Source organism: Acidovorax sp. GW821-FHT10A04, from assembly GCF_059415825.1.
This window is the reverse complement of sequence record NZ_JBWKNZ010000010.1, coordinates 35,956-61,742: the sequence shown is the minus strand read 5'-3', so window position 1 is coordinate 61,742 and position 25,787 is coordinate 35,956. Positions and strand designations below refer to the sequence as shown.

Here is a 25,787-nt window from a genome sequence, read left to right as displayed (position 1 = left end):
TACTATTTAGTTTTATTAAAACCAATTGGTTTCTTTCGGATACATGAGCGCGTTTTCAGTGCCCTCCAAAGATCAGCGATTGGTGCGTGGCCGCGCCGGCCATCGTGCCGTCGCCCACCGCCAGCGGCAGCGAGCCGCCCTGGCGCGCCGCATCGCCGCAGGCATACACGCCGGGCACGGTGGTGGCCTTCATGAAGTCGGTCTTGATGGTGCGGCCCAGCGGGCCGTCCTCGAACTCGCAGCCCAGCTGCGCGGCCACGGGGCTGGCCACCTCCACGCGGCTCAGGGTGAACAGGCCGTCCTGCGGGACCAGGCGGCCATCGCGCATCACGATGTCCATGGCGCCCTCGATGCGGTCGATCAGCCCGCGCTCCAGCGCGACGCCGCGCGCCTGCAGCTGGGCCAGTTGATCGGCATCGGGCTCGAAGGCGCCGTTGAGGAACAGCGTGGCCTGGCCCCAGTCGGGCAGCATCAGCGCGACATGCATGGACAGCGGGGACACGCCCAGGGCACCCAGCCGGCCCTGGTTGAGCTCGTAGCCATGGCAGTACGGGCAGTGGAACACATGGCGGCCCCAGCGCTCGGCCAGGCCGGGCACCTCGGGCAGGTGGTCGATGACGCCGGTGGCCAGCACCAAGCGGCGGGCCTCGATGGCCTCAACCGCACCATCCACCTCGATGCGAAAGCCCTGCCCTGCCCGCTCGGCCGTGGTCACCTGGCCCTCGCGCCACTGCACGGTCGGGTAGGCCATGAGCTGCGCGCGCCCCTGGGCCGCGATGTCGGCAGCGGGCGTGCCGTCCTGCGTGAGAAAGCCGTGCGAGTGCTCGGCAAAGCGGTTGCGGCGCTGGCCGCCGTCCACCACCAGGATGCGCCGGCGCGCTCGCGCCAGTTGGGTTGCGGCGGCCAGGCCGGCATAGCTGCCGCCGATCACGATGGCGTCGTAGTGCATGTTGGGTTCCTTTCACGAATCACGATACTTTTGAAGTTTCATGATAGCCCCGCAAAGCATTTCATGCAACTTACAATGATTCAAGACCACAAAAGGACCCCACCTTCATGCGCAGTGACAGCCGCCTTTCCCGCATGCTCCACGTGCTGCTGCACATGGCCCGGCACGATGCGCCCTTCACCTCCGAGCAGATCGCCACCATGCTGGGCACCAACCCCGTGGTGGTGCGCCGCACGATGGCGGGCCTGCGCGAGGCAGGCTATGTGCGCTCGGAAAAAGGCCATGGCGGCGGCTGGACCATTGCCTGCGACCTGCAAGAGGTGACGCTGCTCGACATCCACCACGCCGTGGGCGGGCCGCACCTGTTTGCCATCGGCAATGGCAGCGACAACCCCGAGTGCGCGGTGGAGCGCGTGGTCAATGCCGCGCTGGACGACGCCCTGCGCCAGGCCGAGGCACTGCTGATCGCGCGGCTGGGGTCGATTGCGCTGGCAGATTTGGCCAAACAGTTCGACGCGGAGTGCGTGGCCAAGGGCTGGACGGCGCACGGGGCTGCGGGGCATTGAGGGCGGGCTTGGGGAGTGACACGCAGGGCAATGCCCGACTCTCCTGAATGGCATCTGCCATGGGCCTAGACTGAGGCACAGGGTTGCCGGCACCAACCGTAGACCCATGCCCTCCCCGCCATTTGCGGGGCTGCATTGTTCAGGACCGCACGATGACTATCACTACCGGACGAGAAAAAGCCCTTGCCGCACTTCAGACTGCATGCATTTGCATCGCGGTTGAGCTGGCCATTGTGCTGCTGCTGGGAGCCCTCACGGGCTCGTACCTGGGCGCATTGGGGGTATCGCTGGTCATCCTGGGCCCCGCATCCCTGTGGCTTGCTCCTTCTGTGTACGGCCGCCTGCTCCGCCCCCATCCCCAAGTGGGGGCAAAGGCGTAAGCAGGGAGATTTTGCTGCGCTGCTGGCAACAAGTCCGATGCAAACCCGTCGCCCCGTCCAAAGGTTCGTTGAAGTCGATGGAGCCAGCTACAGCTGGATGGTTCGGCGCGAACCTCAGTGGTCTTCAATGCATCGGCATAGCCGCAGCTAGGTGTCACTTCCGGCGTTCCTCGACCGCCGCCTGTCGGCGTGAAATGCGAGGCCGAGCCAGGCCATCGGGCGCTGGGAAAGACCCTGGACGCACGCATGCACAATGCAGGCACAACAGGGAGGAGCGATGGACATCAAGCGCAGGGATCTGGCCGCATGGCCGTTGGGATGGGGGTTGCTGGCATCGGGCGCAGCAGTGCATGCGCAGGCCGTTGCCACGGACCCGCACGCATGGCTGGAGGATGTCGATTCGGCGCGCGCACTGGAGTGGGTCAACGCACGCAACAGCGAAGCGATGGCGCTGATCGAGCGCCAGTCGCATTTCGCACGGCGCCGCAGAGACGTACTGGCAAGCCTCTCGAATCCGGCGAATATCCAGTATCCCACCCGGCACGGTGACCACCTCTACAACTTTTACCGCAGCGCGCGGCAGCCCCACGGCATCTTGCGGCGCACCTCGCTGGAAGAGTTCTCGAAGGAGCGGCCTTCCTGGCGGGTGCTGATCAACTTCGACGACCTGGCGCGCGACGAATCGCGGAACCTGGTCTACACCGGCATGGCCGTGCATGCACCGACGCAACGCGCGCTGATCTTTCTGTCTTCGGGCGGCGAGGACAAGGTCGAGATGCGAGAGTTCGACCTGGAAAACCGCGCCTTCGTCGCGGGTGGCTTCAACCTTCCGGCGGCGAAGATGACGGCTGGCTGGTTCGGCGCCGACGAGGTGCTGGTTGCGGCCGATTTTGGACCGGGCACCACCACCAGCAGCGGCTACGCGATGACGGCGCGGCGCTGGAAGCGTGGCACGCCTGTGGCCGCCGCGCCCGAGCTTCTGCGCGGCCAGGCTTCGGATGTGTCGGTCTCCGTCCGGTCGGGCGGGCGCGACGGCCTGCCCCCCGTGGCGCTGGTGCGGCGAAGCAAGCAGTTCCACCAGACGGAGCGGCACCTGCTGCACCTGGACGGCACGCTGGCCAAGATCGACGTGCCCGATGACGCCGATGCCTGGATCGAGCGCGATTGGCTGCTGGTGCTGCTGCGCACGCCCTGGACCACGAGCGGCCGCACGTTCAGCGAAGGCAGCCTGATCGCCGTGGCGTTGCCACAGGCCACAGAGGCGACCCGTGAGCTGCACCTGCTGTTTGCAGGTGAGCCGCGCAAGCGCCTGGCCTGGACGGATGCGGTGCGCGACGGCATCGTGATCGCCTCGGGTGAGGACATGCGCCCCCGCCTGACCTTTGCGCGCTGGGACGGCAAGGCTTTTGCGTTGGAGCCGCTGCCTGCGCCCGAAGCGGGGGTTTTGCACGTGCGTGCCGACCAGGGGGCAAAAGACAACCGGGTCTGGCTGACCACCCAGGCGCCGGTCACCCCGCAGGCCCTGGCCTTGGTGGATGTCTCCGCGCCGCAGTCGTGGCCCGCCCCCCTGAAAACCCAGGCTGAGGCATTCAAGGCCGATGGCATGGTGGTGCGCCAACTGCAGGCCCGCTCGAGCGATGGGACGATGGTCCCCTACACGGTGATCGGGCCCGCACAGCCGGCCGCCGACGCGCCCGTGCTGCTGTACGGCTATGGCGGCTTCGGCATCGCGCTGGAGCTGGACTACCAGCGCATGCCGGGCATCAACTGGTTGCAGTACGGCGGTGTCTATGTGATGGCGCATATCCGCGGCGGGGGCGAGTTCGGGCCGGCCTGGGCACTGGCCGCCAAGGGCGCAGGGCGGCAGCGCGCTTTCGACGATTTCATCGCGGTGGCTACGGATCTGGCGCAACGCGGCATCGCGCAGCCCGCGCGGCTGGGCATCTACGGTGCCAGCAATGGCGGAGCGCTGGTCACGGCGGTGATGGTGCAGCGCCCCGAACTGTTCGGCGCCGTGGTGTCGAGGGTGCCGCTGACGGACATGCTGGGCTTCTCGAGGCTGTTTGCCGGCGCATCCTGGATGGAGGAATACGGCGATCCAGACAAGCCGGCCGATCGCGAATCGCTGGCACGCTGGTCGCCCTACCAGAATGCCAAGCCCGCGAGTGAGGCGGTTGCCTACCCCCCGATCCTCTTTCTGGGCAATCGCAACGATGACCGGGTGCACCCTGCGCACGCACGGAAGATGGTGGCACATCTGCGGGCGCTGGGCCATGCCAGGGTGTGGCTGTATGAAGAGATCGCCGGCGGCCACTCGGGGCGGACCGACCCCAACATCCACGCGCGAAGAGAGGCCTTGCTCTACAGCTTCCTGTTCCAGCAACTGGCTCCCAAGGCTTAGAACCTGTTCAAGATCTTTTTGATGGGCCAGGCCAACGGGACCATCCGGGCATGCGGCGAGGCACGGACGGCCGATCGGCCGCCTGGAAAAACCGGATGACGACTGGCGTTGAAAAGGTGCGGCTGCCGGTCACGCCAACGGCTGCTGCTGGCGCGGCGCATGCACCGCCATCAGCTCCACGACCCAGTCGATGAACACCCGCAGCTGCTTGCTCACATAGCGGTTGGGCGGGTAGGCCACATAGAGCGGCATGGCATCGATGCGCCAGTCCGTGAACAGCGGCACCAGCGCGCCGCTGGCCACATGCTGCCGGGCCATGTAATCGGGCAGCCAGAGCGCGCCCAGCCCCGAAAGCCCCGCGGTAAGGTAGGCGTTGCCGTCGTCGATGGCAAGCATGTAGCGCCCGCCGACCTGGGCCGTCTCGCGGCCCTTGCGCATGGCATAAGGCAGGTCCCCGTCCCACCGGTAGCGCACGATGCGGTGGCGCGGGTCGCGCAGTTCATCGGGGTGCCGGGGCGTGCCGGCCTGTGCCAGGTAGGCCGGCGCGGCATACACGCCCAGCTGCAGGTCACCGACCTGGCGCGCTACCAGGCCCTGGTCGCGGATCTCGCCGCCGCGCACCACGCAGTCGACGTTCTCGCCGATCAGGTCGACCTTGCGGTCGCTGGCGCCCATGTCGAGCTGGATGTCGGGGTAGCGCGCATGGAACGCGGGCAGCGCCGGCACCAGCAGGATGTTGGCCAGGGGGCTGGGCACGTCCACGCGCAGCAGGCCGCGCGGTGCCGTGGGGGCACCGGGCAGGTTGCCCTCGATGTCGTCGAGCTCGGCCAGCAGGCGCACCACCCGCTCGTAGTACGCGGCGCCATCGGTGGTGACGTTGACCCGGCGCGTGGTGCGGTGCAGCAGCTTGAGCTGCAGCCGCGCCTCCAGCTGCTGCACCAGCTGGGTCACCGTGGTGCGGCTCCAGCCCAGGTTGTCGGCCGCCCGGGTGAAGCTGCCCGACTCGACCACCCGCACAAAGGCCCGCATGCCGTCAAACCTGTCCATGCAAGTTCTCCTTGGATTGTCTGCATTTTACAAACAGTGATGCAGGAGATGGTGGCTTTATCCAAACAATCGCCAGGACTACAGTGGCTCCATCAACCAACCCATGGAGCCCCCAATGAGCCAGCGCAAACCCATTTTTCCTGCCGATCGCCACGATCTGTATGCCAACCACCGGTATTCGGCAGCCATCCAGTCCGGCGATCTGCTGTTCGTGTCCGGTCAGGTCGGCAGCCGCGGCGACGGCTCGCCCGAGCCCGATTTCGAGGCCCAGGTGCGCCTGGCCTTCGCCAACCTGCAGGCCACCCTCCAGGCCGGCGGCTGCACCCTGGACGACATCGTGGACGTGACCACCTTCCACACCGATCCGCAAAACCAGTTCGAGACCATGATGGCCGTGAAGAACGACATCTTTCCGAGCGCCCCTTACCCCAACTGGACGGCGGTCGGGGTCAACTGGCTGGCGGGGTTCGACTTCGAGATCAAGGTCATCGCGCGCATCCCGGGTTGAAGCGGGCGGCCATTGCACAAAGCCGCGGACCAGGGCATGCTGGCGCGCCGCTGCATGGCTGCGGCTCCAATCCAAGGGACACCATGACCACCTCGACCGGACGAACGCTGCTTTCCCTGTCTGCCACCACCGCTGCCCTGCTGGTGCAGGTGGCGGCCACCACTGCCGCCCATGCGGCAGACCTGCCGCCAGTACCTCCACCGCCACCGCCCGCCCCCACCCGCCCCGCGAGCCAGCCGGCTGCGCAGGCACCGGCGCCGGCAGCGGACAGGCTGGCCCAGGCACGCTATTTCACCCGGTCGCTGCAGTGGTCCGCGGCGCTGGATGAACTCCGGCGTGTCAACGACACGGCCAGCGCCGATTGGCACAACCTGATGGGCTACACCCTGCGCCACGGCAAGGCGCCGGACCTGGCCGCGGCCGGCAGGCACTACGACGAGGCGCTGCGCATCGACCCGCGCCACCGCAACACGCTGGAGTATTCGGGCGAGCTGTACCTGGTGAAAGGCCAGCTCGGCAAGGCGCAGGCGCGACTGGCCACGCTGTCGGGAGAATGTGGCGCCAGCGGTTGCCAGCAGCACGCACAACTGCATGCCGCCATCGAGCGCTACAAGGCGGCGGGCAACCGGTTCGTGCCGTCGACCTGGTAGGCCGGCAAGGGCCGACCTGGCGGTTCAGAGCAGGCCCTCCGGGCCACCAGGGCGAACCCTTAGCGCCGCGCTGGTATTCTGCGCGGGCGGCCCCCTCCGCATTCGGGACACCCACCGCTCGCACCACCCATGGCCCCAGACACCCACCTGCCCGCCCTGATGGCGCGCGTCGCGCTACAGGACCGCGCCGCGTTCAAATCCCTGTACCAGGCCACCTGCGGGAGTCTGTTTGCGGTGGCGCTGCGTATATTGAGGAATGAGAACTGGGCAGACGACGTGCTGCAAGAAGCCTACGTGAACATCTGGCACAACGCGGCCGCGTACAAGCCAGGTGCGGGCGCGCCGATGACCTGGATGATCAACATCGTGCGCAACAAGGCCATCGACGCGCTGCGCGCGCGCAAGGCCGAGCTGGCGCTGACCACCGACCTGGGCGACGAGGCCCAGGACGCCCGGGACGGCCTGGCGGCCGATGCCGCGCACGGGCCCCAGCAGCTGCTGGACGACAGCCTGGTGAAGGCGAAGATCGACGGCTGCATGGGTGCGCTGCCGGCCGCGCAGCGCCAGGCGCTGGCGCTGGCCTACTACCGGGGCATGGTGCACACCGAGATTGCCCAGGCGCTCAATGCCCCGCTGGGCACGGCCAAGGGCTGGGTGCGGCGCGGGCTGGAGCAGCTCAGGGCCTGCCTCGAAGCCGCGGGGGTGACGCAGCCATGAACTACCTGTTGCCCGAACGCCTGGACCGGCTGGCCCGCGAGTACGCGCTGGGCACGCTGGCCGGCCGCGCGCGGCGCCGCTTCGAGCGCGTGCTGCAATCATCGCCCGCCGCAGTGCAGGCCGTCGATGCCTGGCGCCAGCGCCTGGCGGTGCTGGACCTGTCCACTGTGCCCCAGCAGCCGCCCGAGGCGACCTGGCAGAAGATCGAGCAGCGCCTGTTCGGCACGCCCCAGCCAGCACATTCGTCGGCAGCAGCATCGGCCTGGCAGCGTGCGGTGCAGGCCCTGCTGGGCGTGCTGTCGGGGCGCACCATCGCGGGCGCGCTGGCCGGCCTGCTGCTGTGCGCGGTGCTGGTGCGCGTGGCACCGGGCATGCTGGGTCTGGAGCCCCGGGCCGATGCGCTGCCCGCCAGCTATGTGGGCCTGCTGCTCGATGGCGGCGGCAAGCCCACGCTGGTGGCCAGCTCGCGCCGCCAGGGGCGCCAGCTCACGGTGAAGCTGCTGCAGCCGCTGGCCGTGCCCGCCGGGCAGGTGGCCCAGCTGTGGGCCCTGCCCAAGGACGGCGGCGCCCCCTTCGCGGTCGGCGTGGTGCCGGCCAGTGGCTCGGCCCGCATCGCTCTGCCCGACACGTCGGAAAAGCTGTTCTTCACGGTATCGCAGCTGGCCGTGAGCTTCGAGCCCGCGCCGGTGCAGGCCGGGGGGGCGCCATCGGGGCCGTTCGTGCTCACGGGGCATTGCGTCAAGGTCTGGTGAGGCAGGCAGCGAACCGCAAAAAGATCTGCCTCCCCGGGATCCGTCTGCCCTCTTGTGTCGTAAGTAGCTTCGGTGCCCTTTGTTTCACCGCTTTCACCGACCGCTACTTGAAGAAGGAAGAACGCCATGACCACATCCCCGAGCGCACGGCTGTTGCCTACCCTGTCGGCCACCCTGCTGGCGCTGCTGCTGACCCAGGCGGCGCATGCCGCCGACCACCCGCCGGTGTTCCCCGCACGCTCCGCAACGCCTGCCGCGGCCCCGGCACCCGCCCCGGCGGCAGACAAGCTGGCCCAGGCACGTTACCTGACCCGGTCGCTGCAGTGGCCGGCGGCGCTCGACGAGCTCCGGCGCATCAACGACACAGGCAGCGCCGACTGGAACAACCTGATGGGCTACACGCTGCGCAACAGCAAGGCGCCGGACCTGGCCGCCGCCGAGCGGCACTACGACGAGGCACTGCGCATCGACCCGCGCCACCGCAATGCACTGGAGTATTCGGGCGAGCTGTACCTGATGAAGGGCGAGCTGGACAGAGCGCAGGCGCGCCTGGCCACGCTGGGCAGCGAGTGCGGCGCCATCGGCTGCCAGCAGCAGGCCCAGTTGCAGGCTGCGATCGAGCGCTACAAGGCGGCGGGCAACAAATACGTGCCGTCGAACTGGTAGGCCGCCTGCACCGTCAACACCGCCCTTCTGGTGTGCCCTCCAGCTCACCGAGCTTGTCCACCACCAGCGCGATGAAGGCCGACACCGCCAGCGGCAGGTGCCTGCGGCTCGGGTACAGCACGGTGAGGCCCTGGCCCTTGCGCTGGTACTGGGGCAGCACGGGCACGAGCAGGCCGGCCTGCACGTCGAGCCGGGACATGCCCGCGGGCAGCAGCGCGAGCCCCAAGCCCGCCACGGCGGCGCGGCGCAGGGCCTGGGCGGTGTTGGCGCCAAAGCGGCCGGCGGCGGCCACCTCGTGCAAAGCGCCGTCGGGGCCGGCCAGGCGCCAGGTGCCGGTGGCGCCCGCGTGGCTGGCCATGATGGCGTCGTGCCCGGCCAGGTCTGCCAGCGTGGCGGGAACACCGCGCGCGGCCAGGTAGGCCGGGCTGGCCACCAGACCATCGCCCCGGGCCCCGAACAGCTGGCGGCCCACGTAGCCCGAGTCGCCCACCTCGCCGCCGCGAAAAGCCACGTCGATGCGCTCGGCGATCAGGTCGGATCGCGCATCGCTGAGCACGAAATCGAGCCGCACACGCGGGTGCGCGGCCAGGAAGCCGGCGATCCATTCCATGGGAAAGAAGTCGAAGAAATCCGCCGGCACCGCCACGCGCACACAGCCGGTGGGCTCGTCGCTGCCCAGGCGCAGCTCCTGCCCCGCCTCCTGCAGGCCATCCACCGCGCCCGCGCAGCGCTCGTGGAAGGCCTCGCCCGCGCTGGTGAGGGTGAGCTTGCGGGTGGAGCGCTGCAGCAACCGGGTGCCCAGCTGCGCCTCGAGCTGCTGCACGCGCCGGCTCACGGTGTTGGGCGGCTGGCCCAGGCGGCGCGCAGCCTCGGCAAAGCTGCCGCTGCGCACCACCTGCACGAACAGGGCGATGTCGTTGAGGTCGAGCGCGGCCGTGGTGGCATCGGTGGCCATGGATATCTATTAAAAATGGATGAGTTCAATCCCATTGTGCCATCTAGTCAATCAATGGGGTGCGCCCTAACCTTCATGGCATCGGGGCGCACAGCCTCTTCACGAACCCACCAGGAAGGAAAGCACCTATGACAATTTCCCAATTGCCCCACATCGGCATCGTGATCGGCTCCACGCGCGAGGGCCGCTTTGCCGACAATCCGGCGCAGTGGTTCCACGGCATTGCCAGCCAGCGCACCGATTTCTCTGCGGAGCTGGTGGACCTGCGCGACTACCCCATGCCCTTCTTCGACGAAGCGCTGTCGCCCGCCTGGGCACCGGTGAAGAACGAGGCCGCGCAGCGCTGGGCGCAGAAGCTGGCCACGCTCGATGGCCTGGTGGTGATCACCGCCGAGTACAACCACGGCCCCACGGCCGTGCTCAAGAACGCGTTCGACTATGCGTACAAGGAGTTCGCGCGCAAGCCCATCGGCTTTGTCGGCTACGGCGGCGTGGGTGCGGCGCGGGCCGTCGAGCAGCTGCGCCTGGTGGCCACCGAGGTGCAGATGGCGCCCGTGCGCAATGCCGTGCACATCGGCATGGCCGAATTCATGGGCATCTGGCGCGAGGGCAAGGCCTTTGCCGACTACCCGCACCTGGCGCAATCGGCCAACGGCCTGCTGGACGACATGGCCTGGTGGGCGAAGGCCCTGAAGACGGCAAGGGAGGCTGCATGAGCTACCAAGACACTTCTGTGCTGGCCGACGCACCGGCTGCCACCACAACGACACGCGCCATTGCCTACCGCACGCGCGGCAGCATGCACGGGCCGATCACGCGGCTGGTGAGCCCCGGCGATGTGGGCGAGTGGATCAAGCCCTTTGTCTTTCTGGACCTGTTCGCGTCGGACTCGCCCGCGGCGTTTCGCGGCTTTGGCATGCACCCGCACTCGGGCATTGCCACGCTGACCTATTTGATCGACGGCGCCATCTCGTACGAGGACACCACCGGCAAGAGCGGCGCGCTGAGCGCCGGCAGCGTGGAGTGGATGCGCGCGGGCAATGGCGTGTGGCACACCGGCGCGCCCGTGGGCGATTCGCCTTCGCTGGGCTTTCAGCTCTGGGTGGCCTTGCCCGCCGCACTGGAGAACGCACCCGCGCTGAGCCAGTACCTGGCGCCGCAGGAGATCCCGCAGGCCGGCCCGGCCCGCGTGCTTCTGGGCAGCCATGGTGGGGTGCTGAGTCCCATCGAAGCGCCCTCGCCCATGACCTACCTGGCCGTGCAATTGCGCGATGGCGAGCACTGGCGCTATGTGCCGCCTGCGGGCCACACGGTGGCCTGGGTGGCGGTGGCGGCCGGTGCGCTGAACGCCGGGGGTGCCGTGGATACCGGGGAGCTGGCCGTGTTCGAGGAGTCGGAAGGCGCCATCGACTTCACGGCCCGGGGTGACACGCACTTCGTGCTGGGCTCGGCCGCCAAGCACCCGTACGAGCTGGTGATGGGCCGCTACTCGGTGCACACCAGCCGCGCCGCGCTGGCGCAGGGTGAGGCGGAGATCCGGCGCATCGGCACGCAGTTGCGGCAAGAACGCCGGCTGGGTTAGCTCAAGCGCATTCGGCAACCGGCCGGGGCGCAGCCACCGGGCTGCGCGCCGACCAGACCACAAGGGCCAGGGCCATGACGGCCAGGCCTGCGCCCGCCAGCATGACACTGTGGTACCCCAGGCCGCTGCCCAACACGATGGCACCGGCAGCCGCCCCGATGGCGTTGCCCAGGTTGAAGGCGCCGATGTTGATCGACGATGCCAGGCTGGGCGCCTCGGCCGCGGCACGCATCACCTTCATCTGCACCGGGGGCACCAGGGCAAAGGCGGCCGTGCCCCAGACCACCAGGCCGATGGCCGCACCCAGCTTGCTCGTGGCCAGCCAGGGGAAGACCACCATGCTGGCGGCCACCAGCACGAGGAAGCCCACCAGCGTCTTGTCGACGGAGCGGTCGGCCAGCTTGCCGCCCACGGTGTTGCCAATGGTGAAGCCGACGCCCACCAGGGCCAGCAGGCCCGTGATCTCGCCCGGCGTGGCGCCCGAAAAGGTCTTGAGCACGGGGTTGATGTAGGTGTACAGCGCGAACATCGCGGCCGAGCTGAGCACCGTGGTCATCAAACCCACCACGACCACCGGCCGGCGCAGCACGCGCAGCTCCGAACGGATGTCGATGGGCGCCTGCATGGCCTGGCCCGGTGGCAGGGCCAGCCGCAGGGCGGCCATGGCCAGCACGCCCAGGGTGGCGATCACGGCGAAGGAGGTGCGCCAGCCCAGGCTGTCGGACAGCCAGGTGGCCGCCGGCACGCCGCCGATGTTGGCCAGCGTGAGCCCCAGGAACATGGTGGCCACGGCGCTGGCCTGCTTGTCGCGCGGCACCAGGCTGGCCGCTACCACCGCGCCGATGCCGAAGAAGGCGCCGTGCGTGAGGCTGGTGACGATGCGCGCCACCATCAGGCTGGCATAGCCCGGCGCCATGGCCGACAGCAGGTTGCCCAGCGTGAAGATGGCCATGAGCAGCACCAGCGCCTTGCGCCGGGGCCAGCGGCCGAGCAGCAGCGTCATGAACGGGGCGCCCAGGGTCACGCCGATGGCGTAGGCCGACACCAGCATGCCGGCCGAGGGGATGGACACCTCCACGCCCTTGGCAATGTCCAGCAGCATGCCCATGGGGCCGAACTCGGTGGTGCCGATGCCGAATGCGCCGATGGAGAGTGCGGCCAGCGGCCACGCGGATGACGATGTGTCTGGCGCTGATTCGGCCGGGACAGGGGATGGTTGGGCGTGCATGGGATTCAGAGAGAGTTGCGGGTTTTCCCGGATGAGGTGATTGTGGGCACGCAGTCTTTCCCAGTAAAGTGGACAATCAAGAAAATACTTTTCTGGATTTCGGGAATATGAAGGCAACGCTGGAAGAGGTGGAGGTGTTTCTCGCGGTGGTGGACACGGGCTCGCTCACGTCTGCGGCCGAGCACCTGGGCCAGCCGGTGTCGACCACCAGCCGGCTGCTGGCGCGGCTGGAAGAAAAGCTGCAGACCACCTTGCTGCAGCGCACCACCCGGCGCCTGCACCTGACGGACGAGGGCTGCGGCTTTGCCAAGGACGCCCGGCGCATCCTGGAGTCGGTGCGCATTGCCGAAGACCGGCTCATGGAGCGGCGCGGCCGGCCGTCCGGCCCGCTGCATGTGGATGCGGCCTCGCCCTTCATGCTGCATGTGCTGGTGCCGCTGCTGCCGGCCTACCGCGCGCAGCACCCCGAGGTGGAGCTGGTGCTGCACAGCAACGAGGGCTTTATCGACCTGCTGGAGCGCCGCGTGGACCTGGCCATCCGCATCGGCGAGCTCAAGGATTCCACCCTGCACAGCCGACTGCTGGGGCACACCCGGGTGCGCCTGGTGGCCAGCCCGGGCTACCTGCTTCGCCATGGGGTGCCCGAAGACGCCGATGCCCTGCGGCGCAACCACGAACTGATCGGCTTCACCCAGCCCGATGTGCTGAACGTCTGGCCGCTGCTGGCCGGCGACGGCCAGCCCCTGCGCATCGAGCCGACGATCATGTCGGGCAGCGGCGAGACCATCCGGGAGCTGGCGATCGCAGGCATGGGCATTGGCTGCCTGTCGGACTTCATGACCGCGCGCGACCTAGCCGAGGGCCGCCTGGTGGAGGTGCTGCCCCAGGTGGTGCTGGCCAAGACCAAGCCGGTGAACGCGGTGTACTACAAGCAGTCGGCGGTGTCGGGCCGCATCGCATCGATGGTGGGCTACCTGGCGCAGGCGATGCGCGCGCCGGAGGCGCTGTGGGCCGGAGAGCGCGGTCAATGACCCCCTGCGTCTGTGCAGGGTCTCGCCGCAGACCGTGCGCAGGCTCCCGCGCCCCGGCTGGCCAGGCCCGCCACGGTGCCGGCCGCCGCCGCCACCGCGAGCATGGAAGCCAGGTGTGCTGCCATCGCGGCCAGCACATCCAGCAGCACGGGGCTGGTCCACAACGCTGCGCCCTGCCCCGGTGCCGGGCCGCCCAGGCACAGCGGCGCCAGCGCGGGCACCAGCATGAGCCCCGCACCATGCAGCAGCGAGACGAGAAAGCAGCCCAGCGCCAGGCCGGCATGCACCGCGGCATGCCGTCGCCGCCATTGCCTTGCCGCCAGCCCGATGGCGGCAAGGCCCAGCACCCAGGCCAGGGCCTGCGGCAGGGCCAGCCCGCCCAGCGCGCCCGCCAGCACCCAGGCCACGGCGGCCGCATGCCCGGCCGCCAGGGGCAGCAGCATTTGCAAGGCATGGGCCCGACGCGTGGCGGCGACGCACCCGTGCAGGGCGCCCATGCCCGCCATGGCGAGCCAGGGCCACAGCGCTTCCATGGCGGTGCCCCGGTCAGGCCTGGGCGTGGCAGCAGCCGCCGGCCGTGGCGCCCACCGCTTGTGCCGTTGCTGCCAGCGGCGATGGCGCGGGCTGGAACGGCGCGGCGCCCTCGTAGCGGTCGTGGTGTCGCACCCAGTCCATGGTGTACTCGGGGTTGGGCTCGTTGCGGCCCGCAGGGGTCAGGTCGACCAGGGGATAGGTGCCCATCATCACCTCCACCCCGCGGCCGTAGGTGGAGTAGGTGTGGAACACCTCCGTCCCCTCGCCCGGCTCCTTGTGGAACACGCTGATGCCCGGCGCCTCTTCGGCCGGAAAACGCTGCACCGTGTAGTTGTAGGGCACCTCGCCGCGCGCCACCTGATCGGTGCTGAAGCTCACGCCGAAATCGTGGTTGAAGTCGCTGCCGTGCGACGACACCCAGTGGAAACGCCAGCCCATGCGCTGGCGAAAGCGTTCGATCTGGTCCAGGGGTGCGCGGGACACGACGACCAGGGTGATGTCACGGTTCGCCAGGTGGATGTTCATGCCGTCGATGTGGTCGGCCATGTACGAACAGCTCGGGCAACCCTGCTCCCAGCCGGGGCCGAACATGAAGTGCTGCACCAGCAGCTGGCGCCGCCCGTCGAACAGCTGGGCCAGCGTGCGCGGGCCGGCAGTGGTGTCGAAGGCATAGGCCTTGTCCACCCGCACCCAGGGCAGCGCGCGGCGCTCGGCGGCGATGCGGTCCTGCTGGCGCGAAAGCTCCTTTTCGCGCAGCAGCAGGGCCTGGCGCGCGGCCAGCCATTCGCTGCGCGGGACGACGGGGTGGTGGTGCTTCGGGTGGATGGAGGTATTGGTAGTCATGATGCGGTGCTCCTTGGGTCAATCGGGGAAAACATGGCGCCCATGCGCGGCTCCAACTGCCGTGGTGCGGCTGCTGCGCGTGGTGTTGATGAGAAGGGGTATCGCGGGCGGTGAAGGGCCCACGCGCCCAGGGTCAGGAGTGGCTAAAAAAGCTCAGCGAAGCGGTTCTGGCTAGGCGCTGCGTCGCAGACAGTACTGCAGGTACGGCAAGACGCAGCAACAACGCCAGAAGAGTTTTTTTAGTTGCTCCTGGCCTTGGGCCGGCGGACGGCGCGGACTTTTCCGCTTTCGCCACCACCGGCATAGAACAGGTCGGCACCGTCGGATTCGAGCCCGCTCACACCCGTGCCGGCGGGCATCTGCAGGCGCTCGATGACGGCGCCGCTTTGCGGGTCGATGCGGCGGATGTCGCTGGCATCGCCCTCCCAGGTGCCGTGCCACAACTCGCCATCGACCCAGGTCACGCCGGTCACGAAGGCGTTGGATTCGATGGTGCGGCGGATGGCGCCGGTGGCGGGGTCGATCTGGTGGATCTTGCGGTCACGGTACTGGCCCACCCACAGGCTGCCCTCGGCCCAGGTGAGGCCCGAGTCGGCGCCCTTGCCGGGGGCCGGGATGGAGGCCACCACGGCGCCTGTGGCCGGGTCGATCTTGTCGATGCGCGACTCGGCGATCTGGTACAGGTGCTGGCCGTCGAACGCCGTGCCCGCATCGCAGGGCAGGCCCAGGGTGCGCGTGGTCTCGCCACTGGCGGGGTCGAAGGCGACCAGGCTGGCACCCGTGGCGGCCCACACGCGCTGGCCGTCGTGCGTGACGCCGGCCACGGTGCGGGCACCGGCAAAGGGGCCGTACTCGCGCACGATCTCGGCGGGGCGGGCGGGGACGCCCGTGGGCGCGGTGCGGCTGGCGCTGTCGGGGCTGCAGTCGGTGATGGGCATGGGGTACTCCTTTGGGGTTCGACCCCGGCTTGTGGGGGGCGATGGATGAACTCTATTCAAATGAGCGAACGCCAGGGAGTAACAAGATTGTCGTGAATCCCGCCAGGGGCGGGGCCAGCCAGCGCTGCGTACGTGCCTGGCCGATGGAGCGCACGCGGCCTTGCTGCTGCAGTTCGGCCAGGGCGCGCTGCACCGTGCGCTGGCTGTCGCCCAGCGCCAGCGCCAGGGCCGAGGTAGACCAGGCCGCTCCATCGGCCAGCAGGGCCAGCAGCGAGGCCTGCTCGCCAGCGATGGGCGGCGCCAGCACCACCACCTCGCGCCCATCCAGGGGCCGCAGCGCAAAGCCACGCGCCGTGGCCTCAATGCGGGCCCAGGGCTTGGCCAGCGCGCGCAGGCGGCCCAGCTCCACGCGCAGCCGGGCGCGGTGGGTTTCGTCGGGCTCGCGCGTGCGAAAGGCGCTGGCGATCAGCGCATCGCGGTCCGCATCGCCGGGCCAGGCCTGGGCCAGTTGATAGGCCAGGGCAAACAGGATGGGCCGGCGCGCGAGGGACAGCCAGGTGGGGGCCGCACCACCGCCCTGCCCCTCTGGCGCCTCCGCCGCCCCAGCGCCCAGCCGGTGCCGGCAGGCATCGACCACCAGCAGATCCGAGGCGAGCAGCGCTGCCACCTCGTCCAGGCGCAGCGGCTGCTCTTGTGCGGCCCCGCCATCGCCCGGCAGCAGGCGCCGCGCCGCGGGGCGCTGCAGCGCGGCCAGGGCCTCATCGACCTCGACCACCAGTGCCGGCACGCGGGCCCGCGCGGCCGCTTCGCGCGCCTGGGCCAGCGCCTCGCGTGCCGCGGCCACGCGCAGCGAGCGCAGGGCCAGCTCGGCCAGTGTGAGCCCCGCCACCGCGGCCAGCGCGGGCGGCATGCCCGGCTCCTGCAGGTCGACCGGGGCCAGCAGGGCCGCCGCCTCGCCCAGCCGGCCCATCAGCAGCCATTGGCGCGCCGCGATGAGCCTTGCCTGCAGGGCGTTGGCCCGGTCGCCGCGCACCGCCAGCGCCGCCGCAGCGGCCACCAGGGCATGCGGCGGGCCGTTCAGGTCGCGCTGGGCCAGGGCCACCTCGGCCTCGGCCACCACGCAGCGGGCGCGGGCCAGCGCCTCGTGCGCGCCAAACCCCTTGGCCGCGCGGCGCAGCAGCTCACGCGCCCGGGGGTGCTCGCCCAGCTGCGCCATGGCAATGCCGCGCAGCGCCAGCGCAGGCGGGTCATCGCGCAGGGCCACCCGCTGCAGCGCGCCCAGCGCATCGCCGGCGGCAAGCGCACGGGCGGCGGCGGTGATCAGCGAATCCATGGTGCGGCAGGCTACACGAACGTGGGTCTTGTATTTTGTTTCCAAGGAAACTAAACTCGCCAACGAAATAGTTTCCTGAAAAACCAATCATGAAAAAAACCAACCCGCCCAGCCCCCTCGAAGCCCACCTGGGCTACTGGATGCGCTTTGTTTCCAACCAGGTGTCGGCCGGGTTCCAGCAGGCGGTGGAGGCATCGGGCGTGTCCGTCACCGACTGGGTGGCGCTGCGCACATTGTTCGACGCCAGCGATGGCGGCCCGCAAGGCGCGGCCACCCACGCCACGCTGACCCAGGCCCTGGGCATGACCAAGGGCGCCGTCTCCAAGGTCGTGGCCCGGCTGGAGGACCAGGGCCTGGTGGCACGCGCGGGTGCGCCAACGGACGCGCGCAGCCACACCCTGTCGCTTACCCCGGCCGGCCGCGCCCTGGTGCCCGTGCTGGCCGCCAAAGCCGACGCCAACGACGAGAAGTTCTTCGGCCACCTGCCCCAAGCCGAGCGCCAGCGCCTGGCGCGCCTGCTGCAGGAGATGGTGCGCCTGCACCAGTGGCAGGAAGTGCCGCGCAGTTGAATCCGAGAACCCGTCCCAGAAAGATGCCCATGAACGAAACGACCATCGCCACCATCGAACGCTGCGCCCAGGCCTCCAAGGACGGCACGGCCCATTTCGGCGCCATCGTGCAGGCCCTCACCGAGGCCGGTGTGGAGGCGTATTTCGCCGATTACCGCAGCGAGGCCACCACCTACTACCTGCCCAGCGGGGAGACCCATGCCGTGGCCCTGCCGCCACCGCCAGCCACGCCCATTGCCGAGGCCTTCGACACCGCAGGCATCCAGGCGGCCATCCGCGGCGCGCAACGCGGCGAGGTGATGTACCCGGAGTTCCTCACGCTCTCCCGCGCCGCGGGCTGCGTGGGCTACATGGTGTGGATCGCCGGGCGGCATGTGAGCTACTTCGGCCGCAAGGGGGAGGTGCATGTGGAGCGGTTTCCGGATGCGCCCTGAGCGGCAAAGCCGGGGGTGACCTCGGCCTGCATAGACACCGGAGGACTGGGGCATTTCTCCGTGCTGGCAAACACGCCCAGGTTGTCGGCGATGAGCATCTGCTCAGTTTCGCTGACTCGCCTTCTTGGGTGACACAGGGCACGGGCGCAACCAGCCAGACTGCCGCTATCGGCCAAAAGCTGCCATTTGGGGAGTGAAAAGTTGACGGCCGCTTCAGGCTTAACTGAGTCATTCGGTGATGGCTGCGTCCAATCGTTGCGAGGCTCGTTTGCGGTCAGCTAGTCTCCACCACAGCGACCTTTGGCACAAAACAGGGGCAGGTTCATGTCCTATCCGGACCAAAAGGGGACGGGTGAAACGAGCCATGCGACAGCTGCGCAGGAAGTCGTCTCTGACACCTTTTATTGAAACACGCACACGCCCGATGACTGGCTTTTGGCCTGGTACATCGCGGTGTCTGCGGCGCGCAGGTAGTCGTCCACCGTCGCCAGCCTGGATGCGCTGCTGACAAGTCCAATGCTCGCGCCACTGATCACGGTGTGTTCGCCGACCACATAAGGCGCTGCGAGGGCGGCGGCGATCTGTTGAGCGCGGTTGCTGGCCTCAGCGGGATCAATGGACTCCAACAGCACATTGAATTCGTCACCACTCATGCGGGCGACCAGATCAACCGCCCGCACGCAGGATTCGAGCCGCCGCGCCACCTGCTGCAACAGCCGGTCGCCCACATGATGCCCGTAGTTGTCATTGACGGCTTTGAACCCGTTGAGATCCAGCAGCAGCACGGCGAACATGGTGGTTCCATCGCGTGTTGGCACGCCATCACCATTCGCAGCCTCGTTCTGGTGCAGCGCCATGAGATTCGCGAGGCGATCGCGGAACAACGGCCGGCCGGGCAAGCTGGTCAGCGCATCGTAGGTACTGCCGCGGTCAGCCAGATCGCTCAACGAGCCCGCCATGCGCACCGCAACGCCGTCTTCAAACTCGGCGAGCCCGCGCCAATTGACCCACACTAGCCGTCCAGCCGCGTGGAACGCGCGGAAATCCACCGAAAAGTTCGGGCTGTTCCCCGACAGATGCCTGCGGTAGGCCGCCTGCACGCGCACGCGATCTTCGGGATCGATGAGTTGCTCCAGAAAGCTCCAGCCACCGTCGTGTACATGATCGCCGCTACCCAGCCCGACGATCTGGTGAAAGCGCCCGGACACATGCAGGGCGTCAGTTCGCAAGTCCCAGTACCAGATGCCGTCATTGGATCCAAGGGTCGCCAGCGAATAGCGGTTTTCGGAGCGCAACAACTCAAGTTCGGTGTTCTTCTGCTGGGTGACGTCGATCATCAGGCCGATCATGCGGTTCGGCCGCCCCGGTTCGACCACTGCGCGGCACAGATCGCGCACCCACACGACCTTGCCGGATTTTGCAATCAGCCGATAACTCATCTCGTAGGCATAGCTTTGCGTCGCGTTGTAGGCGGCATCATCGATAAGCAGGGCCTGCGCCAGATCATCGGGATGCACATGCGCCCGCCAAAAGCCCGGGTCAGACCGCCACTCCTCCACGGAGAAACCGAACAACCGTTCGACCTGCGGGCTCAGGAAAGTATTGCCCACGCCGATTTCAGCTTCCCAAACTACGCCATCAATGGTTTCCAGTAAGCGCAAAAAGCGCTGGCGAATCTCCACCAGCACCTGCTCGGTGACCTCGGTGATCTCGATCAGGACACCCTGGCGGCTGATCACCCGCTCCGCCGCATCCGTCTCCGGGTGGAGTTTCAGACGCACCCAGCGATAGTTCGCGTCGGCAAATCGCAACCGGAACACCGGCATGCCCGAGCGCATGGTGCCAATGTCGCCGGGATGCACAAATTCAAGCAGGGACCTGCCGAGCGCTGCCTCCACCGAATGGCCGGTGAGCGTTGTCCACGCCGGATTCAGGTAAGTGATCTCCCACAGCGCATCGGTCTGCACCACCGCCTCGGGTAGCAGTTGCAGTAGTTTTGCGGACGGCGTGAGAGGGGTAGGCATGCAGGGCTGTCGCGAAAAAGGGAGTCAGGTGAAGCCAACGGATAGGAAAATCAACCACACCAGATCAAGTATGGCAGGGGTTTTGGGCAGGCTCGTGCCCCAAAGCTGCCAGTCACCTCTTCCGGAAAGCGGTCGCCCAACGTTTGGGCAGAGCGGACGCCGATGCAGGCCATGAAAGAGTGGTACCAAGAGCACCCGGATCTGCTCCACAAGCGGCCATATGATCGTCCCGACGACCGTTGCGCTCAGCGGCTGGTCCCGGAAATCGGCGGATGATGCCTCAATCCTTGAGACTCACGCCCAAGGCATCCAGCTTCTTTGCGTATGCGTCCCGGCGTTTTGCCGCCTTTGCAGCTGCGTCGACGGCTGCCTGGATGGCCTTCGGGCCCTTTTTCGCAGCAGCTTTGATCAATCCGGACTTGTGGGCAGCATCTGCCTCGGCCCGCTTGAAAGTAGCGACGATTTCTAAATCGGCAACAGATGGACTCACAGGTGTGCCCTTAAAGCTTGATGTCAGTGCGAAGCAACGCTGTTCTCAATTCGCGGGTAGCTGGTTTTGAAACATCGATGCCTTGAACCGCCAGGTCGAACGGTGAGCCAGGTTTGATACTGGTTGGGAGTACTTTTTTTACGGGATTCGTACTGGGGTACTTGCCACCAGCAGCACACATACGAACGGAAAACCCGAATTCGTCGAGCACCCCTTTTGCGTATAACTCCGCCAACTGCTGAAACGAAACGAATGTTGAGCACTTCACTTCTTTATCCCCAAGCTTACGGACGCTACGTACGATCTCAAACTTACCAAGAGAATCCCGTTGAGTATTCGTAAAGGGATGCACAGAAAACGTCTCACGAGGTCCTCCATTTTTAGACGCCAGCGTGTGCTCGACGGCGATATCAGTTAACAGCACGTTGTTTTCCCAGTGATTCAATAGGCCACATTTATAAGAGCCAAATTATCCTCCATCACACCCCAAGGCCCGCTTGCGATTTTCAAACCAGGCTTCAGCGGGGCGATGCCCCTTGAGATGCGAAGTGCTCGACATTGACCGTGTTTGCCTTGCGCCACCCGAAAGCCGGGACCGCGTTGATCCCAGCGATTCTGTGCGCAGGCAACAGAGCGAGGTGTGTCACCCCGCCGCCACGGCCTCGACCTCCAGCAGCCAGGCCTCATCGTAAATGCCGGCGATGATGACCGTGAGCCGGCGCATGGCCGCCCAGCGCGCGCCGGCGCGCCTCGCCATTCTCCTGCGCGTATTGCCGCGATGAGAGAAACGTGGTCACCTTCACCAGGTTGGCCACGCCCATGCCCGCGGCATCGAGCTGGGCCCGGAGGTTGGCCCACACCAGGTCGGCCTGCTCCGCGAAGTTGGCGGGTACCACGCCGGCCCGGTCAACGGGGATTTGGCCGCTGATGACCAGCCAGCGCGTGGCGCCCTGCACGTCCAGGGCCTGGGAGTAGCCGCCGGAAGGCGCGGGGGCCAAAGGGGAGTTGACGGGGGTGAAGTGCATGGGTGGATGTCTCCAGCTGCAGCCTGGCCGCATGGGCTCGGTTCATCAGGTCCTCGACCAGCGGATGCTCGCGAAAGGGGTTGAGCCGCAAGCTTGCCACCGGATTGAACGCAATCTTCCGGCCGAACGCAGTGGATCTCACAAAGTGGAGCGTCATGACCTCCCCGTCAGGGTCCACCTCGACAGAGCGCAGATTGGTCAGCAGGACTCGCTCCGTGACCTCTCCACGACGGACCATCAGATGATCTCCGCAGTCCTGCACTTCATCTGCCAAATCGGAGGAAAAGACCATGTCCGTTACCCAGAAGAATGCAATCATTCCGCACGCTTCAAGGACCAACCGCCAGGACAACCCATCCTCCATCAAACGGATAGCAACCAGTACCAGCAGTCCCGACACGATGATGAGAAAGCGGCCCCACTTGGAACGGGAAGACAAGGAAGAAGACAGTTGTCTCATGAGGCAAAGGTTCGGCGGATCTAAATTTGCTCGTCCCAGAAAGACAGTTCATGGACACGGAAGGTAACCGCGTCACCTTCTTGAAGAGACTCGTCTGTGAAATCCTTGTCCGACAGGAAAAAAGCCGCAGCACCAGCGACTGCAGTCACCACGACGGAACCGCAAGAATCGGAGGTAGCCCTTGCCGAAGCAATCCGGCCATGCACTTGAAATGAACCTTGCTCCTCCAGCGCGACCATTGCCTCCTCAAAAAAATGCGGTGGTGCAGCCCGTTCAAAACCGCTCACCCGCTCCTGAGCAAGCTCCACATACAGCGTTCGACCAAGATACTCCGAAGCGTCATCCCCAAAGGGCACAAGGCGCGCAGCGCCGCTGACCAGGGCCGAGGAGAACCGCACTGGATAGCTGGGCAGCTGCGTGAACCCCAGCGGCTTCATCGCACTGGTATCGATGCTTTCGATAGTGATGTCCATGGTCCATTGTCGCCGGAGCCCAGGCAGGTCAGGTAGAGGGCACCTGAGCCACGGGCCTGGAAAAGATGTTGACCAAACTTCCGTCGGGATCGCGCAGCAGGGCAGACCGGTTGCCCCAGGGCATCACCGTGGCTGGCATGACGATCTCGGCGGCGGCCTCCTCCATGCGTGCCAGTGTGCCATCCACGTCGGCCACCTCGAACTCCAGGATGGCGGACCGGTTCGATGCTGCCGTGGCGGCGCCCTGGTTGAACAATTGCACCAGGCGCTCCTCGGAGATCGCCAGCGTGGCGCCCTCCAGGCGCACCTCGGCAAAGCCATCGGCCAGGCGGGTCGCCGTGGTGCCCGACAGCAGCGTGTAGAACGCGACAAGCGCCTCGAATTGCGTTGTGACGAGGCGGACGGATGCAAACTTCATGCGAAGCTCCTTGCTCAAGAAAAGAAAGGAGCAAGGTTAGAAGGCGGTGCTGCCAGGCTCTGGCAGCAGGCTGTGCCTCTGGGCCCGAGCGGGCTGGCGAAGGCCCTCGAGAACGCCTGGCGCTTGCAGGCGCGCCGCTCGCAGCACAGCACCCGGGGAAACGCGAGGTCGCGCCCGCAGGCTCAACCACCCGAGCGCAGGTACTTCCCCAGAAACCCGAGCACCCGGCGCTCATACTCCTGAGGGCTGTAGGCATGCAGGTCCACATGCCCAGCCCCGTCCACCCGCCAGATCTCCTTGGGCCCGGTCGCCGCATCGAAGAGTTGCCGGGTCTCGGCCCAGGTGGTGTGCCTGTCCTGCGCACCCGAGGCAATGAGCACGGGCGCCCCCAGCCGGGAAATGTGATCGATGGGCCGCAGGTCGCGGGTCGAGACCCCGGCACGCAACGGCAGTTGCCACAGCAGGGGCCCCGCCAACACCGCGCCCGCAGGGCCCAGCACCCCGGTGAGCCGGTTGGTCACGGCACCTTCGATGGTGGGATACATGGATTCGAGCACCACCGCATGGGGCGCGGGGGAAGGCCGTGACAGCACGGTGGCGGCGGCGCCCAACGACACGCCGACGACCGCGATGCGCTCGCCCTGGCATTCACGCCGCAGGAACGCAAGGGCCGCCTGCACCCCCGCCGCCTCGCGCGCGCCAAAAGTGATGCGCTCGCCGGTGCTCTCGCCGTGCGCCTGCAAATCGACCAGCAGGGTGGCATGGCCCGCCCGGTTCAGGAACCTGGCGCGGCCCAGCATCTGGGTGCGGTCCGAGCGCACGCCATGCAGCAGCAGCACGGCCCCCTTGTCTGGCTGGCCCGGTGCAAACCAGCCCGCCACGTGGCCCGAAGGTGCTGTGTCGATGCGGACTTCGCGCGCTGAAAAATCCGGCGGTGGCGGACCCATCGTGCGGGTGGCCGGGTGGCTGAGCCATTCGCCAACAGCCCCCGCTGCCAGGGCAAAGCCCAGCACCAACACCAGGGCGGCCAAAACCGCAAGGCGCCAGCCCATCAGGTGCAGCGTGCGAGCGAAGTGGACTCGAAAACCCGAGGCCTCACTTCGCCCCCTCCACGGAAACCTTCTCGAACGCGGGCTCCTGCGCGATGAGGCCATGGAAGAACCCGAAGCACGGATCGCTGGCACCGGCCATCTTCGCCTTGCCCAGCACGCGCTCCTTGAGCGAGCGGTGCTTGGTCAGCGACAGCACCCATTCGTGCTTGCCGTCTTCGCTCTCGTTGGCGGCGGCGCCCACCATGTAGGTGCGGCCCTCCCAGCTCACATGCGCGTACCCGCCCCAGTCTTCGGCGTCTGCGTCGGTCATGTCAAGGTGGGCGGGCACGCGCGTGCGCAGCCATTCGAGCAGGGAATGGCCCCGGATGGGGTTGATGGGGTTCTCGGGCTCCCGCGAGACGTCGAAGAGCCGGGTGAGGAAGTGGATGGCAGGTTCCATGGATGAACGAATTGGCAAGGGGACGGGCCAGGCACTCGGCCAGCCTACCACCTCGGCACGCCCCCGCAAACCGGATTCTGACCATGCCCCTCAACTCCTGCGGGGCGAATTTGCGTACCATGCCGCCTGCCAAAGAGCCGATCGATCGAGCGAGCGAACACAACAACATCCCAGGAGACAGGCGCCACCATGCAGGCCCACCCCACCACGAGCCCGCCCCAGCCACTGGCAGCGCCTGCCGGCTTGGCAGCCCCCGCCTTCGAGCCCCTGCGTGCCCTGAGCGCCAGCCTGCTGCAGCTGGCTGCCCTGGCGCGCACGGCGCCGCCGGAGGGTCTGCTCCAGCAGGCGCTGGAAACGATGCGCAGCATGCTGGTGGACTTCGACACCGCCTGGTGGGGCGAAGTGTCGGCCGGGCATGCCGATGCGCCGCCGCGCAACTGGCTGCACGGCAGCATCGGCCTGGCCAAGGGCTTTGCCACGGAGTGGAATGCGCTGGCCATGGCCGATGTGTTCGCCCAGCAGTCCATGGACCGCCTGGGCGTGGTGCTGCGCGAGAGCGCCGACGACCTGCCCCCACAGGGCGTGGAGATACCGCCGGACATCGATGCCTTCTGCCGCCGCCACGGCCTGTACCACTGCATGGCGGTCACGGTGGCCATGCCGCGCAGCGGGCTGATGTTCTTCGTGAGCATGTACCGCGGCCCGGGCCGGCCGAACTTCACAGACCAGGAGGCGGCGCTGTTCGGCGAGTTCGTGCCGCACCTGCTGGGCCACTGGCAGCACCGGCTGGAGCAGTTGCAGACGGCGCCCGCAGGCAACGGCCCGTGGGACAGCTATGCGCTGGCCGACGGCGCGGGCCAACTGCTCTTCGTGGGCCTGCGCGTGGGGCTGGCGCTGCAAGCCGCCTACCCGGATTGGTCGGGCACCGCCCTGCCCCCGGCGCTGCTGGCGGCCCTGCCGGCCACGTTGCCGGGCAGCCTGGCGCTGGGCCGCGCCTGCCGGCTGCGGCTGGAGGCCTGTGAGCCGCTGCTGGCAATCAGCATCCCGTCGCCCCACGCCGGCAAGCCGCCGCTGGCCCCGCGCGAGCTGAGCGCCGCCACGCTGTACGCGCATGGCCATTCGTACAAGGACATTGCCGCCACGCTGGGCCTGACGCCGGCCACGGTGCGCACCTACCTGCGCAGCGCCTACGCGCAGCTGGGGGTGCGCAACAAGGTGGAACTGGTGGCGGCACTCCGGCGGCAGTAGGCTGCGCGGCTGGCCGGGTGTTTTCCCTGTCCCTCTGCATTTGCAGAGGCGTCAAAACACCCACCCGTCCCTATC

General features: G+C 67.7%; 30 protein-coding genes and 1 pseudogene. 15 read left to right on the top strand and 16 right to left on the bottom strand.

Going from position 1 to position 25,787, the window contains the following annotated elements:
• Positions 1 to 55: 55 nt before the first annotated feature.
• The gene (locus AC07PF_RS20575; RefSeq protein ID WP_007848670.1) at positions 56 to 949 is read right to left on the bottom strand and encodes an NAD(P)/FAD-dependent oxidoreductase; all 894 of its coding nucleotides are present in this window, start codon (positions 947 to 949) and stop codon (positions 56 to 58) included.
• 107 nt (positions 950 to 1,056) lie between these two features.
• Here AC07PF_RS20575 and AC07PF_RS20570 point away from each other — a divergent pair, with 107 nt between their 5' ends.
• The 3 genes from AC07PF_RS20570 to AC07PF_RS20560 all read left to right on the top strand — a co-directional run bounded on the left by AC07PF_RS20570 (position 1,057) and on the right by AC07PF_RS20560 (position 4,296).
• Positions 1,057 to 1,515 (top strand): Rrf2 family transcriptional regulator, encoded by a 459-nt coding sequence (locus AC07PF_RS20570; protein ID WP_007848673.1) that lies wholly within the window; start codon positions 1,057 to 1,059, stop codon positions 1,513 to 1,515.
• A gap of 152 nt (positions 1,516 to 1,667) precedes the next feature.
• Entirely contained in the window at positions 1,668 to 1,895 is a 228-nt protein-coding gene (locus AC07PF_RS20565; protein ID WP_494613062.1) for a hypothetical protein, read from the top strand.
• 277 nt (positions 1,896 to 2,172) lie between these two features.
• Complete coding sequence (locus tag AC07PF_RS20560) at positions 2,173 to 4,296, top strand: prolyl oligopeptidase family serine peptidase (RefSeq protein WP_007848678.1); 2,124 nt, start codon at positions 2,173 to 2,175, stop codon at positions 4,294 to 4,296.
• 129 nt (positions 4,297 to 4,425) lie between these two features.
• Here AC07PF_RS20560 and AC07PF_RS20555 read toward each other — a convergent pair whose 3' ends face one another.
• Positions 4,426 to 5,343 carry a LysR family transcriptional regulator gene (locus AC07PF_RS20555; RefSeq protein ID WP_494607750.1) on the bottom strand — a complete coding sequence of 306 codons (918 nt, stop codon included), beginning with the start codon at positions 5,341 to 5,343 and terminating at the stop codon, positions 4,426 to 4,428.
• Positions 5,344 to 5,458: 115 nt separating this feature from the next.
• On the opposite strand from AC07PF_RS20555, the gene AC07PF_RS20550 reads away from it, so the two are divergent.
• From AC07PF_RS20550 to AC07PF_RS20530, 5 genes are all read left to right on the top strand, one after another.
• Positions 5,459 to 5,851, top strand: coding sequence for a RidA family protein (locus AC07PF_RS20550; protein WP_007848685.1), 393 nt, complete (start codon positions 5,459 to 5,461; stop codon positions 5,849 to 5,851).
• Positions 5,852 to 5,934: 83 nt separating this feature from the next.
• Positions 5,935 to 6,501 carry a tetratricopeptide repeat protein gene (locus AC07PF_RS20545; protein WP_007848688.1) on the top strand — a complete coding sequence of 189 codons (567 nt, stop codon included), beginning with the start codon at positions 5,935 to 5,937 and terminating at the stop codon, positions 6,499 to 6,501.
• Between the two features lie 129 nt (positions 6,502 to 6,630).
• The gene (locus AC07PF_RS20540; RefSeq protein WP_007848691.1) at positions 6,631 to 7,218 is read left to right on the top strand and encodes a sigma-70 family RNA polymerase sigma factor; all 588 of its coding nucleotides are present in this window, start codon (positions 6,631 to 6,633) and stop codon (positions 7,216 to 7,218) included.
• On the top strand, positions 7,215 to 7,970 hold the full coding sequence (locus AC07PF_RS20535) for an anti-sigma factor (RefSeq protein ID WP_494613061.1): 756 nt from the start codon (positions 7,215 to 7,217) through the stop codon (positions 7,968 to 7,970). The genes AC07PF_RS20540 and AC07PF_RS20535 overlap by 4 nt, the downstream gene beginning before the upstream one ends.
• Before the next feature lie 126 nt (positions 7,971 to 8,096).
• Entirely contained in the window at positions 8,097 to 8,636 is a 540-nt protein-coding gene (locus AC07PF_RS20530; protein ID WP_494613060.1) for a tetratricopeptide repeat protein, read from the top strand.
• Positions 8,637 to 8,649: 13 nt separating this feature from the next.
• On the opposite strand, the gene AC07PF_RS20525 is transcribed toward AC07PF_RS20530, so the two are convergent.
• Positions 8,650 to 9,591, bottom strand: a complete 942-nt coding sequence (locus tag AC07PF_RS20525) for a LysR family transcriptional regulator (protein WP_494613059.1) — start codon at positions 9,589 to 9,591, stop codon at positions 8,650 to 8,652.
• A gap of 128 nt (positions 9,592 to 9,719) precedes the next feature.
• Here AC07PF_RS20525 and AC07PF_RS20520 point away from each other — a divergent pair, with 128 nt between their 5' ends.
• Together AC07PF_RS20520 and AC07PF_RS20515 are read left to right on the top strand one after the other, a co-directional pair.
• On the top strand, positions 9,720 to 10,307 hold the full coding sequence (locus tag AC07PF_RS20520) for an NADPH-dependent FMN reductase (RefSeq protein WP_494613058.1): 588 nt from the start codon (positions 9,720 to 9,722) through the stop codon (positions 10,305 to 10,307).
• Positions 10,304 to 11,173, top strand: coding sequence for a pirin family protein (locus AC07PF_RS20515; protein WP_494613057.1), 870 nt, complete (start codon positions 10,304 to 10,306; stop codon positions 11,171 to 11,173). The genes AC07PF_RS20520 and AC07PF_RS20515 overlap by 4 nt, the downstream gene beginning before the upstream one ends.
• Before the next feature lies 1 nt (position 11,174).
• Here AC07PF_RS20515 and AC07PF_RS20510 read toward each other — a convergent pair whose 3' ends face one another.
• The gene (locus AC07PF_RS20510) at positions 11,175 to 12,401 is read right to left on the bottom strand and encodes an MFS transporter (RefSeq protein WP_494613056.1); all 1,227 of its coding nucleotides are present in this window, start codon (positions 12,399 to 12,401) and stop codon (positions 11,175 to 11,177) included.
• A gap of 107 nt (positions 12,402 to 12,508) precedes the next feature.
• Here AC07PF_RS20510 and AC07PF_RS20505 point away from each other — a divergent pair, with 107 nt between their 5' ends.
• Positions 12,509 to 13,432, top strand: a complete 924-nt coding sequence (locus AC07PF_RS20505) for a LysR substrate-binding domain-containing protein (protein ID WP_494613055.1) — start codon at positions 12,509 to 12,511, stop codon at positions 13,430 to 13,432.
• Here AC07PF_RS20505 and AC07PF_RS20500 read toward each other — a convergent pair.
• From AC07PF_RS20500 to AC07PF_RS20485, 4 genes are all read right to left on the bottom strand, one after another.
• Positions 13,426 to 13,965 (bottom strand): hypothetical protein, encoded by a 540-nt coding sequence (locus tag AC07PF_RS20500; protein ID WP_494613054.1) that lies wholly within the window; start codon positions 13,963 to 13,965, stop codon positions 13,426 to 13,428. The two genes, AC07PF_RS20505 and AC07PF_RS20500, sit on opposite strands and share 7 nt — an antisense overlap.
• A 13-nt stretch (positions 13,966 to 13,978) precedes the next feature.
• The gene (locus AC07PF_RS20495; protein WP_494613053.1) at positions 13,979 to 14,809 is read right to left on the bottom strand and encodes a DUF899 domain-containing protein; all 831 of its coding nucleotides are present in this window, start codon (positions 14,807 to 14,809) and stop codon (positions 13,979 to 13,981) included.
• 239 nt (positions 14,810 to 15,048) lie between these two features.
• The gene (locus AC07PF_RS20490) at positions 15,049 to 15,747 is read right to left on the bottom strand and encodes a Vgb family protein (RefSeq protein ID WP_494613052.1); all 699 of its coding nucleotides are present in this window, start codon (positions 15,745 to 15,747) and stop codon (positions 15,049 to 15,051) included.
• A 52-nt stretch (positions 15,748 to 15,799) separates the two neighbouring features.
• Complete coding sequence (locus tag AC07PF_RS20485) at positions 15,800 to 17,080, bottom strand: helix-turn-helix domain-containing protein (RefSeq protein ID WP_494613051.1); 1,281 nt, start codon at positions 17,078 to 17,080, stop codon at positions 15,800 to 15,802.
• An 89-nt stretch (positions 17,081 to 17,169) separates the two neighbouring features.
• Between AC07PF_RS20485 and AC07PF_RS20480 the strand changes: the two genes are divergently transcribed.
• Both AC07PF_RS20480 and AC07PF_RS20475 read left to right on the top strand, forming a co-directional pair.
• The gene (locus AC07PF_RS20480) at positions 17,170 to 17,649 is read left to right on the top strand and encodes a MarR family winged helix-turn-helix transcriptional regulator (protein ID WP_494613050.1); all 480 of its coding nucleotides are present in this window, start codon (positions 17,170 to 17,172) and stop codon (positions 17,647 to 17,649) included.
• 29 nt (positions 17,650 to 17,678) lie between these two features.
• Positions 17,679 to 18,083: a DUF1398 domain-containing protein gene (locus AC07PF_RS20475; protein WP_494613049.1), complete on the top strand. Its 405-nt coding sequence runs from the start codon at positions 17,679 to 17,681 to the stop codon at positions 18,081 to 18,083.
• Between the two features lie 401 nt (positions 18,084 to 18,484).
• Here the strand turns inward: AC07PF_RS20475 and AC07PF_RS20470 are convergent, their stop codons facing one another.
• A complete protein-coding gene (locus tag AC07PF_RS20470; protein ID WP_494613048.1) occupies positions 18,485 to 20,107 on the bottom strand; it encodes a PAS domain-containing protein in 1,623 nt (540 codons plus the stop codon).
• 153 nt (positions 20,108 to 20,260) lie between these two features.
• Between AC07PF_RS20470 and AC07PF_RS20465 the strand changes: the two are divergent.
• A pseudogene (locus AC07PF_RS20465) lies at positions 20,261 to 20,383 on the top strand (IS481 family transposase); the annotation flags it as partial.
• A 4-nt stretch (positions 20,384 to 20,387) separates the two neighbouring features.
• On the opposite strand, the gene AC07PF_RS20460 reads toward AC07PF_RS20465, so the two are convergent.
• From AC07PF_RS20460 to AC07PF_RS20430, 7 genes are all read right to left on the bottom strand, one after another.
• Positions 20,388 to 20,597 (bottom strand): hypothetical protein, encoded by a 210-nt coding sequence (locus AC07PF_RS20460; protein ID WP_081497244.1) that lies wholly within the window; start codon positions 20,595 to 20,597, stop codon positions 20,388 to 20,390.
• A gap of 10 nt (positions 20,598 to 20,607) precedes the next feature.
• Positions 20,608 to 21,021: a hypothetical protein gene (locus AC07PF_RS20455; protein WP_494613047.1), complete on the bottom strand. Its 414-nt coding sequence runs from the start codon at positions 21,019 to 21,021 to the stop codon at positions 20,608 to 20,610.
• A 259-nt stretch (positions 21,022 to 21,280) separates the two neighbouring features.
• Positions 21,281 to 21,622: a RidA family protein gene (locus tag AC07PF_RS20450; protein WP_494613046.1), complete on the bottom strand. Its 342-nt coding sequence runs from the start codon at positions 21,620 to 21,622 to the stop codon at positions 21,281 to 21,283.
• Between the two features lie 480 nt (positions 21,623 to 22,102).
• Positions 22,103 to 22,555: a hypothetical protein gene (locus tag AC07PF_RS20445; protein ID WP_494613045.1), complete on the bottom strand. Its 453-nt coding sequence runs from the start codon at positions 22,553 to 22,555 to the stop codon at positions 22,103 to 22,105.
• Between the two features lie 28 nt (positions 22,556 to 22,583).
• On the bottom strand, positions 22,584 to 22,973 hold the full coding sequence (locus tag AC07PF_RS20440) for a VOC family protein (RefSeq protein ID WP_494613044.1): 390 nt from the start codon (positions 22,971 to 22,973) through the stop codon (positions 22,584 to 22,586).
• 182 nt (positions 22,974 to 23,155) lie between these two features.
• Complete coding sequence (locus tag AC07PF_RS20435) at positions 23,156 to 24,025, bottom strand: alpha/beta hydrolase (protein ID WP_494613043.1); 870 nt, start codon at positions 24,023 to 24,025, stop codon at positions 23,156 to 23,158.
• A gap of 43 nt (positions 24,026 to 24,068) precedes the next feature.
• Positions 24,069 to 24,464 carry a hypothetical protein gene (locus AC07PF_RS20430; RefSeq protein ID WP_494613042.1) on the bottom strand — a complete coding sequence of 132 codons (396 nt, stop codon included), beginning with the start codon at positions 24,462 to 24,464 and terminating at the stop codon, positions 24,069 to 24,071.
• A 189-nt stretch (positions 24,465 to 24,653) separates the two neighbouring features.
• On the opposite strand from AC07PF_RS20430, the gene AC07PF_RS20425 reads away from it, so the two are divergent.
• Positions 24,654 to 25,712 (top strand): helix-turn-helix transcriptional regulator, encoded by a 1,059-nt coding sequence (locus AC07PF_RS20425; protein ID WP_494613040.1) that lies wholly within the window; start codon positions 24,654 to 24,656, stop codon positions 25,710 to 25,712.
• Positions 25,713 to 25,787: the final 75 nt, after the last annotated feature.

Bases quoted from the DNA above. Each gene is read 5' to 3' on its own strand.
- AC07PF_RS20525 (WP_494613059.1), bottom strand. From the start codon at position 9,591: ATGGCCACCGATGCCACCACGGCCGCGCTCGACCTCAACGACATCGCC.
- AC07PF_RS20480 (WP_494613050.1), top strand. From the start codon at position 17,170: ATGAAAAAAACCAACCCGCCCAGCCCCCTCGAAGCCCACCTGGGCTAC.
- AC07PF_RS20445 (WP_494613045.1), bottom strand. From the start codon at position 22,555: ATGGACATCACTATCGAAAGCATCGATACCAGTGCGATGAAGCCGCTG.
- AC07PF_RS20430 (WP_494613042.1), bottom strand. From the start codon at position 24,464: ATGGAACCTGCCATCCACTTCCTCACCCGGCTCTTCGACGTCTCGCGG.
- AC07PF_RS20440 (WP_494613044.1), bottom strand. From the start codon at position 22,973: ATGAAGTTTGCATCCGTCCGCCTCGTCACAACGCAATTCGAGGCGCTT.
- AC07PF_RS20575 (WP_007848670.1), bottom strand. From the start codon at position 949: ATGCACTACGACGCCATCGTGATCGGCGGCAGCTATGCCGGCCTGGCC.
- AC07PF_RS20450 (WP_494613046.1), bottom strand. From the start codon at position 21,622: ATGCACTTCACCCCCGTCAACTCCCCTTTGGCCCCCGCGCCTTCCGGC.
- AC07PF_RS20555 (WP_494607750.1), bottom strand. From the start codon at position 5,343: ATGGACAGGTTTGACGGCATGCGGGCCTTTGTGCGGGTGGTCGAGTCG.
- AC07PF_RS20435 (WP_494613043.1), bottom strand. From the start codon at position 24,025: ATGGGCTGGCGCCTTGCGGTTTTGGCCGCCCTGGTGTTGGTGCTGGGC.
- AC07PF_RS20520 (WP_494613058.1), top strand. From the start codon at position 9,720: ATGACAATTTCCCAATTGCCCCACATCGGCATCGTGATCGGCTCCACG.
- AC07PF_RS20510 (WP_494613056.1), bottom strand. From the start codon at position 12,401: ATGCACGCCCAACCATCCCCTGTCCCGGCCGAATCAGCGCCAGACACA.
- AC07PF_RS20425 (WP_494613040.1), top strand. From the start codon at position 24,654: ATGCAGGCCCACCCCACCACGAGCCCGCCCCAGCCACTGGCAGCGCCT.
- AC07PF_RS20505 (WP_494613055.1), top strand. From the start codon at position 12,509: ATGAAGGCAACGCTGGAAGAGGTGGAGGTGTTTCTCGCGGTGGTGGAC.
- AC07PF_RS20515 (WP_494613057.1), top strand. From the start codon at position 10,304: ATGAGCTACCAAGACACTTCTGTGCTGGCCGACGCACCGGCTGCCACC.
- AC07PF_RS20470 (WP_494613048.1), bottom strand. From the start codon at position 20,107: ATGCCTACCCCTCTCACGCCGTCCGCAAAACTACTGCAACTGCTACCC.
- AC07PF_RS20550 (WP_007848685.1), top strand. From the start codon at position 5,459: ATGAGCCAGCGCAAACCCATTTTTCCTGCCGATCGCCACGATCTGTAT.
- AC07PF_RS20560 (WP_007848678.1), top strand. From the start codon at position 2,173: ATGGACATCAAGCGCAGGGATCTGGCCGCATGGCCGTTGGGATGGGGG.
- AC07PF_RS20475 (WP_494613049.1), top strand. From the start codon at position 17,679: ATGAACGAAACGACCATCGCCACCATCGAACGCTGCGCCCAGGCCTCC.
- AC07PF_RS20545 (WP_007848688.1), top strand. From the start codon at position 5,935: ATGACCACCTCGACCGGACGAACGCTGCTTTCCCTGTCTGCCACCACC.
- AC07PF_RS20500 (WP_494613054.1), bottom strand. From the start codon at position 13,965: ATGGAAGCGCTGTGGCCCTGGCTCGCCATGGCGGGCATGGGCGCCCTG.
- AC07PF_RS20530 (WP_494613060.1), top strand. From the start codon at position 8,097: ATGACCACATCCCCGAGCGCACGGCTGTTGCCTACCCTGTCGGCCACC.
- AC07PF_RS20540 (WP_007848691.1), top strand. From the start codon at position 6,631: ATGGCCCCAGACACCCACCTGCCCGCCCTGATGGCGCGCGTCGCGCTA.
- AC07PF_RS20485 (WP_494613051.1), bottom strand. From the start codon at position 17,080: ATGGATTCGCTGATCACCGCCGCCGCCCGTGCGCTTGCCGCCGGCGAT.
- AC07PF_RS20570 (WP_007848673.1), top strand. From the start codon at position 1,057: ATGCGCAGTGACAGCCGCCTTTCCCGCATGCTCCACGTGCTGCTGCAC.
- AC07PF_RS20535 (WP_494613061.1), top strand. From the start codon at position 7,215: ATGAACTACCTGTTGCCCGAACGCCTGGACCGGCTGGCCCGCGAGTAC.
- AC07PF_RS20495 (WP_494613053.1), bottom strand. From the start codon at position 14,809: ATGACTACCAATACCTCCATCCACCCGAAGCACCACCACCCCGTCGTC.
- AC07PF_RS20565 (WP_494613062.1), top strand. From the start codon at position 1,668: ATGACTATCACTACCGGACGAGAAAAAGCCCTTGCCGCACTTCAGACT.
- AC07PF_RS20490 (WP_494613052.1), bottom strand. From the start codon at position 15,747: ATGCCCATCACCGACTGCAGCCCCGACAGCGCCAGCCGCACCGCGCCC.